The 6,940-nt window shown below is 65.6% G+C and carries 7 protein-coding genes and 1 pseudogene; 3 read left to right on the forward strand and 5 right to left on the reverse strand.

Features of this window, described 5'->3' with window-relative positions; translation table 11 throughout:
- Positions 1 to 235 precede the first annotated feature (235 nt).
- Complete coding sequence (locus SM191_RS03115; protein WP_341504940.1) at positions 236 to 2,821, reverse strand: M1 family metallopeptidase; 2,586 nt, start codon at positions 2,819 to 2,821, stop codon at positions 236 to 238.
- Between the two features lie 132 nt (positions 2,822 to 2,953).
- Here SM191_RS03115 and SM191_RS03120 point away from each other — a divergent pair, with 132 nt between their 5' ends.
- A complete protein-coding gene (locus tag SM191_RS03120) occupies positions 2,954 to 3,907 on the forward strand; it encodes an NAD(P)H-dependent flavin oxidoreductase (RefSeq protein WP_341504941.1) in 954 nt (317 codons plus the stop codon).
- On the opposite strand, the gene SM191_RS03125 is transcribed toward SM191_RS03120, so the two are convergent.
- Positions 3,904 to 4,365: a DUF1465 family protein gene (locus SM191_RS03125; RefSeq protein WP_341504942.1), complete on the reverse strand. Its 462-nt coding sequence runs from the start codon at positions 4,363 to 4,365 to the stop codon at positions 3,904 to 3,906. The two genes, SM191_RS03120 and SM191_RS03125, sit on opposite strands and share 4 nt — an antisense overlap.
- A 71-nt stretch (positions 4,366 to 4,436) precedes the next feature.
- Positions 4,437 to 4,634, reverse strand: a complete 198-nt coding sequence (locus SM191_RS03130) for a YdcH family protein (protein ID WP_267432394.1) — start codon at positions 4,632 to 4,634, stop codon at positions 4,437 to 4,439.
- 262 nt (positions 4,635 to 4,896) lie between these two features.
- Here SM191_RS03130 and SM191_RS03135 point away from each other — a divergent pair, with 262 nt between their 5' ends.
- A complete protein-coding gene (locus SM191_RS03135) occupies positions 4,897 to 5,052 on the forward strand; it encodes a DUF465 domain-containing protein (protein WP_267432393.1) in 156 nt (51 codons plus the stop codon).
- A 158-nt stretch (positions 5,053 to 5,210) separates the two neighbouring features.
- On the opposite strand, the gene SM191_RS03140 is transcribed toward SM191_RS03135, so the two are convergent.
- Both SM191_RS03140 and dksA read right to left on the reverse strand, forming a co-directional pair.
- On the reverse strand, positions 5,211 to 5,618 hold the full coding sequence (locus SM191_RS03140) for a PilZ domain-containing protein (RefSeq protein ID WP_341504943.1): 408 nt from the start codon (positions 5,616 to 5,618) through the stop codon (positions 5,211 to 5,213).
- Positions 5,619 to 5,806: 188 nt separating this feature from the next.
- Complete coding sequence (gene dksA / locus SM191_RS03145) at positions 5,807 to 6,268, reverse strand: RNA polymerase-binding protein DksA (protein ID WP_267432390.1); 462 nt, start codon at positions 6,266 to 6,268, stop codon at positions 5,807 to 5,809.
- Between the two features lie 453 nt (positions 6,269 to 6,721).
- On the opposite strand from dksA, the pseudogene SM191_RS03150 reads away from it, so the two are divergent.
- Positions 6,722 to 6,940: pseudogene (locus SM191_RS03150) on the forward strand (hypothetical protein); the annotation flags it as partial.

The raw sequence follows: 6,940 nt of genomic DNA on the forward strand, positions 1-6,940 counted from the left end.
TCATGGTTCCGCGTTTTTGGAAGCAAGGCAAGGGGTTGCAGAGCCGTCCGCCGATTATGGCAAGCCGGCCGCGGGCGGCAATACCGCAACCCCGTTCAGCCTGAGCGAAGTCGAAGGCCACGCCATGTCGGTCGAGACAAGTGGCGAGAGTTTCCCTTGGCCTTCGACTTCGCTCAGGCTGAACGGAGGTTAGGGCTGAGGGTCGGCGGGGGTTACTCCCCCGCCAACCTTTGCATCAGCGCGCCAGCCAGGCCTGGACGGCGGGCTTGAGGCGTTCGGCCACCGCCTTGCGCACCGCGATCTGCGAGATGGACCGCTTGGCCCCGCCGCGCGACCCTTCGGGCAGGTTGGCGGCGGCCCAGCTTTCGATCTTGCCGGGCATCGCCGGATCGTTCGAGCCCGCGCCCAGCCCGACGATGAAGGTCGCACGGTTGCTCTCTTCCAGGAAGCTGTCGACCAGCGCCTTGTTCGCGACCGCCCAGTCGAACGCCATGTCGGGATGTGCCCCCGCGATCGAGCGGAGCAGGGCCGCGCGCTGCGGCGGGGTGAAGGTGTCGTTCTTCAACACGCTCAGCGCCCGACGCGCCGCAGCCTCGTCCTCGGCGAAGCCCAGCAGCGAGACATAGCGGTTCTTCACCACCGGATTGCGCTCGGCCTTGGCCAGTTCGTACAGCCGGTCCCACTCGGCGAGCGTCGCGCGGGCGGCATAGGTCGCCAGGATCGGCTGGCGGATCGCCGCCGGAATGGCATCCGGATTCTTCGCGAGCGCCGCGACATAGCCGCGTGCCCGCGCCGCCACCATCGCGTCGCCGCTGGCCCCCAGCCGCCCGATCAGCGTTTCGCGCAGGTTGCTGACGAGCGCGCCCTCATCGGGCTTGGCCTCGAACCCGATTCGGGCGAGCACCGGAGACAGGATCGCGGCCACCTTGGCCCGCAGGGGCTTTTCGAGCGGCGTGCCCTCATACAGGCCGTCGAGGCGCGACAATTCGCCCGCCACCGTTTCCCATTCCAGCGGATCCGCCTCGGGCGAGACGCGGGCCATCAGGTCGAACCAACGGCCGAGATCCTGATATCCCCCAGCCGCCAGGGCATAATCGTCGCCCAGCGTGCCCAACCGGTCCTCCAGCGACAGACGGGCATAATCGCGCACGATCGCGGCGTGCCCGGCGTCGTCGTACATGACACGGGTGTAAGAGCCCTTGCCCCGGTTCAGGACCAGGGTGCCGCACCCGCCCACGCTGACCGGTGTCGCGGCCGCGCCGGTGACGATGGCGCTCGTCTCACCACCACCGATCGTCGCGACGCGGATCGGCACATGCCAGGTTTGCGCCGCCTTCGACGCCGCATCCAGGCCGAACCGGCCCTGGCCGAGCATCGCGACCGTCTGGCCGCCTTCGCAGCGCGAACCCTGCATCGTGATCAGCGGCACGCCGCCCTGCAAGGTGAAGTCATGGGCGATCGTCGCGACATTGGTGCCCGACGCCTTGGACAATTCCTCCCAAAGCTGTTCGGTCACGGTGTTCTGATATTTATACTTGGCCATATAGGCGCGGATGCCCTTGCGGAACGTGTCCGCGCCCAATGTCGATTCCAGCATGCCGATCACCGCCTGCCCCTTCAGATAGGTGATGCTGTCGAACGCCTCGCCGATCTGGTCGACCGTCTCGACCTTGCGGATGATCGGATGGGTCGCGCTGGTCGCGTCGATGCCCATCGCGGATTCCCGTTCGCCCGCGATGCTGGCGGCGGCGGCCTTCCAGCTCGGGTTCAGGTCGTTGGACGCCTTGCCCTCCATCCACGAAGCGAAACCCTCGTTCAGCCACAGGTCGTCCCACCAGCGCGGGGTGACGAGGTCGCCGAACCACTGATGCGCCATCTCATGCGCGACGACCGTGTGGATGCGCTGCCGGTTGCTCTCGGTCATGACCTTGGGATCGAAGAGCAGTTCATTCTCGAAATAGAAGATCGCGCCCCAATTCTCCATCGCGCCGAAGAACTGGCTGGACCCCGGCCCGGCGATCATGTCCATCTTGGGCAGCGGATAGGGCGTGCCGAAATAGTCGTTATAATAGGCGAGCAGCCTGGTTGCCGAGGCGAGCGAATAATCGCCCTGGTCGACCACGCCCTTGCGGCTGACCACGCCGATCTCGACGCCGTTCGCATTCACCGTCTTCCGGTCCAGATCGCCCGAACCGAAATAGAGCAGATAGCTTGACATGACCGGCGTCTCGTCGAAGCGGTACAGTTGCGACCCGTCCGCCTGGGGTGTGATCGAGGCGGCCGGCATGTTGCTGATCGCGCGCTGCCCCTTGGGCGCGGTGGCGGTCAGGCGGAACTTGGCCTTGAAGGCGGGTTCGTCCCACATCGGCGCGAAGCGGCGGGCGTCGGGCGCCTCGAACTGGGTCGCCAACATCCGGTCGGGCGTGCCGTCGGCATTGGTATAGTCGATCGCGAACAGCCCGTTGGCCGAGCGGTTGATCGTGCCGGTCCAGGCGAAGCCGACCTTGTGCCGTCCGACAGAGGCCGCCTGCGGCAATGTCAGGGTCAGCGTCTGCGCCTCCTTGTCGAGCGCGAAGGACACCGGCTTGCCGTCGAAGGTCGCGCGCGTGATCGTCAGTTCGGCGGCGTTGAGAACGATCGCCGTGGTCGCCTGGCGCACATCGACATCGACGGTTTCCTCACCGGCGAAGGTCATCGCCTTCGCATCGGGACGCACCGTGATGTCGTACAGCACCGGTGCCACCGTCTGGGGCAACTGGCCCGCCGCGAGCGCCGGGGTGGACACGGTCAACGCAAGCAGGACCGAAAAAGCGGACTTCATGGCGATCTAAGCCTCTCATTTCAGGATGGCCCGATCTCTACGCGCTCGCCACGGCAAAGCAAATGACGCTGATGTCACTTTGTCACATCGGCGAACGCTGGACAGGCCTTACCTTTACGTTATCGTCAAGCCATGAGCCTGCCCCCTGCCTTGAGTCGTCTGGCCCTGCCCGTCATCGGGTCGCCGCTGTTCATCATCTCCAACCCTGATCTGGTCATCGCCCAGTGCAAGGCGGGGATCGTCGGGTCGTTTCCGGCGCTGAACGCCCGGCCCTCCAGCCTGCTGGACGAATGGCTGCACCGGATCACCGAGGAACTGGCCGCGCACGACCGGGCCCATCCCGATCGCCCCGCCTCGCCCTTCGCGGTCAACCAGATCGTCCACCGTTCCAACGACCGGCTGGAGGCCGATCTGGCGGTCTGTGCCAAGTGGAAGGTGCCGATCGTCATCACCTCGCTGGGCGCGCGCGAGGATCTGAATGCGGGGGTTCATGGCTGGGGCGGCATCACCCTGCATGACGTAATCGACGACCGTTTCGCGCGCAAGGCGGTGGAAAAGGGCGCGGACGGCCTGATCGCGGTGGCGACGGGGGCGGGCGGTCATGCCGGGCGGCTTTCTCCGTTCGCTTTGGTGCAGGAAATCCGTCAATGGTTCGATGGTCCGCTGGCGCTGGCGGGATCGATCGCGACGGGGGATGCGATCCTGGCCGCCCAGGCGATGGGCGCCGACCTGGCCTATATCGGCTCGCCCTTCATCGCGACCGTCGAGGCGAATGCGGCCGCGGCCTACAAGCAGGCGGTGGTCGAGGGGCGAGCCAGCGACATCGTCTATTCCAGCCTGTTCACCGGCGTGCACGGCAATTACCTGCGCGCCTCGATCCTGGCCGCAGGCCTCGATCCAGACCATCTGCCCGAAGGGGATGCGGCGGCGATGAATTTCGGCGGCGGCCAGGCCGCGAAGGCCTGGCGCGATATCTGGGGTGCTGGCCAGGGGATCGGCGCGATCGACCGGATCGAACCCGCCGCCGAGCGCGTGGCGACGCTCGCCCGGCAATATGCAGCGGCGCGCGCGCGGCTGCTGGGTTAGAAGGCGCGGCTCAACCGGGCCTGAAGCAGGCGAACCGGGCTCATTGTCCGCAGTGCGCCGTCGGCCATCACGTCGAGCCGTTCGACCCGGCCGTGCAGGTCGATACTGGCCTGGGTCAGCCTGAACGCTCGTGGCGGAAGTTGGCCGACCTGCCGCATATCTGATTCGGGCGAACGGGCCAGTCGCCGCGCCGGGAGCCGCGCCTCGGCCCAGTGGAGTTCGCCCGCCTCGACCGCGCGCTGGGTCAGCAGCCAGGTGAGGACATGCATCAGCCGGGTCGTTACCTTTACCGATTCACACGAGAAACTTACGCGCTGGACCGGTCCCAGCATGTCGCGCTCCTCACGCCCTATCCCGTCGAAATAGCCGCGTGACGCCTCCGCCAGGATCATCGCCTCGGCGTAAAGGCTGTCGATCAGCCGCCTTTGAAAATGGCTGTCGAAAGTGAAACGCAGCATCACCGGACGCTCGCACGGGGCCGGGTCGCTGACAAGTGGCGGTGTCGGACAACATGTCCGATACGGCGCATTCAGGCGATGATGTCGGGGATCAGCCGATCTTCGAGTTCCGCCAGCTCGTCGCGCAGCCGCAGCTTGCGCTTCTTGAGGCGGGCGATCTGCAACTGATCGGGAGTCGGCGCCATCAACAGCGCCGAAATGGCATCGTCGAGATCGCGATGCTCCACACGCAACATGTCGATCCGCGCGCGCGCCAGCGTGACGTCCATCCTGCTCCCCTCCGACGGGTCCCTGATGAGCCGACGCCCGGAAACTCCGGCGTCCGTCCGCCCCTCTAGGGTCCGGTCCCATAAACGGCAATGGCCGTTATGTGGCCGAACCCCGGCACGCCTGCCGCTCCATGGTGAAGGGCGGCAACACGTCATCCGTCCAAATCGCTCGGTCGGTCGATTCTGCTAAAAAGAGGGGGGACAGATGGCCTTTTTGGTGATTTACTTCCTTCCCCACAGCAACGACAGGAGTTGAAGCCCTATGTATACGGCGCATCAAACGGCCCTGGAGACCAAGCACGCTACGCTCGATCGGCGGATCAGCGCCGAATCGCAGCGTCCCGTGCCGGACACTCGGATTCTGGCGGATCTCAAGAAGCAGAAGCTGAAGCTGAAGGAAGAGATGCAAGGCCTATAGCCTTGGCTGGCCGCGCGGGTCGTCGGACCCGCCGCGGCCTTCGGCCCCGCTTTCGGGGTCGGGATGATCGGGTCGAAAGGGCCCCTGCCCCGCTCGTGCATCGGTGAGAAACGACCACCGGAGCGGTGGTCATCCCACAGGAAAATTTCGGATAACCCTCAGTAGCTGAACGGGCGGGTGCGCAAACCCGTTGCGGGCTTGGCGTAATCCGGCGTCGTGGTGCCGCCGCCGACCGGCTTGCGGACCAGCTTGGGATCGATCGGACGGTCGAAGGCGACGCCGACCCGTCCCTGGGTGCTCCATGCGACCCGACCCGCGACCGGCCCGATGCCCCGCAGATCGAAGGTGATCGGCGCGCCGATCTCCACCGCGAGGGGCAGTTCGGCCATCAATCCGCCCTCGGAGATGTTGCGGACCCGCACTTCGCGCGGTGCGGCATCGCCCGCCAGGGTCATCTGCGCCATCAGCAACAGGCTGTCGCGCCGACCGGTACGATCAGCCCGGTTCGAATCGTTGTCTTCCACCATCTGAGTCCCGTTTCCGGGTTCGCGGTTCATCGCGTCCATATCGAAATCCGTTGGTGCCCGTTTTTTTCTAGCCCGACCATGCGTTACCCGCGACGGCCTTGCCAATTCCTTAATGTAGGATGAGCCCAACAGATTGTCGCCCAATGGGGCAAGTCGTTTGCGCCATGCCGACGCGCCCCACCGGTCAGCGCCCGGCTGTGCGGGCGAAAACCGGCAGCGGCGATGCGTCAGTCGTCGCGGGAGACCTTTTCGTTCCGTTCGTGACGCTCCTGCGCCTCGACCGTCATGGTCGCGATGGGCCGGGCTTCCAGCCGACCCAGGCTGATCGGTTCGCCGGTCACTTCGCAATAGCCGTACTCGCCCTCGTCGAGCCGACGCAGCGCGGCGTCGATCTTCGAGATCAGCTTGCGCTGGCGATCGCGAGTGCGAAGTTCGATCGACCAGTCCGTCTCGCTCGACGCGCGATCGGTCAGATCGGGTTCGCGCAGCGAGTCGATCTGAAGCTGCGACAGGGTGCCCTGCGCCTCCCGCTGGATCGATTCCTTCCAATCCAGCAATTTGCGCCGGAAATAGGCCTGCTGCTTCAGGCTCATGAAAGGCTCGTCCGCGCTGGGACGATAATTTTCATCGATATCGTTGGCCACATCCGGCCCGGTGGAGTCCGTCACGCGATTAAACACCGTCGCCATACCACTCTCCCAAAGGGCCCGTCGGTGCGACGCTTCGCACCGTGTCCTCGGGGCCGCCCCCTAATGGTCGAGAGCGCCTATAGTCGGTGCCACCGTCCGCCGCAAGCGACCGGCATTTCATCGTAAACACTCATTATATAATAATATTGCGAGGTGAACGGGAAATGGACGAAAGCCGGACGAGATGGCCTATTTCCACACCCGATCCTCGAATCGCCACCGGCCGAAGTGCGGGAAGGGTTCGAACCGGATTCGATCCGGCCGGCGCGAATCCCAAAGCTGAACGCGGTTTCGAACAACGGGGTTGGACCTTAGGGATTTCTTGGTCACTATAATGACAAAGGCGAACACATGGCGGCCGTGTGGGCGGCCTGCGGGCGGCCTGGCGGCGACGCCGTCCCCCGACGGGTTTGAGCCTCCGCCTGGTTTGAGGATGTGACGATGTCAGTGCGAATGGCCTTGGCGAAACTGACGGCCTGTGCCGCAGGTGGCGCCGTGATCGGCGGCGGGGCCGTCCACATGGTGGACCATCCCCAGCGCCCGCCGCTCGTCAAGCAGACCAAGGTGAAGAAGAAGCGGATCGTCCACCGCCCGCCGCCGCCCCGCGCCGCCCGCCGGATCGTCACGCGCCGGACGACGACCACCACCACCCCGCCACCCACCGTCATCACC

The organism is Sphingomonas sp. 2378, assembly GCF_038084995.1.
GTDB lineage: Bacteria > Pseudomonadota > Alphaproteobacteria > Sphingomonadales > Sphingomonadaceae > Sphingomonas.

Excerpts from the sequence above, each read along its gene's own strand:
- SM191_RS03130 (WP_267432394.1), bottom strand. The coding sequence starts at position 4,634 with ATGGACGTCACGCTGGCGCGCGCGCGGATCGACATGTTGCGTGTGGAG.
- SM191_RS03135 (WP_267432393.1), top strand. The coding sequence starts at position 4,897 with ATGTATACGGCGCATCAAACGGCCCTGGAGACCAAGCACGCTACGCTC.
- SM191_RS03115 (WP_341504940.1), bottom strand. The coding sequence starts at position 2,821 with ATGAAGTCCGCTTTTTCGGTCCTGCTTGCGTTGACCGTGTCCACCCCG.
- SM191_RS03125 (WP_341504942.1), bottom strand. The coding sequence starts at position 4,365 with ATGCTGCGTTTCACTTTCGACAGCCATTTTCAAAGGCGGCTGATCGAC.
- dksA (WP_267432390.1), bottom strand. The coding sequence starts at position 6,268 with ATGGCGACGGTGTTTAATCGCGTGACGGACTCCACCGGGCCGGATGTG.
- SM191_RS03120 (WP_341504941.1), top strand. The coding sequence starts at position 2,954 with ATGAGCCTGCCCCCTGCCTTGAGTCGTCTGGCCCTGCCCGTCATCGGG.
- SM191_RS03140 (WP_341504943.1), bottom strand. The coding sequence starts at position 5,618 with ATGGACGCGATGAACCGCGAACCCGGAAACGGGACTCAGATGGTGGAA.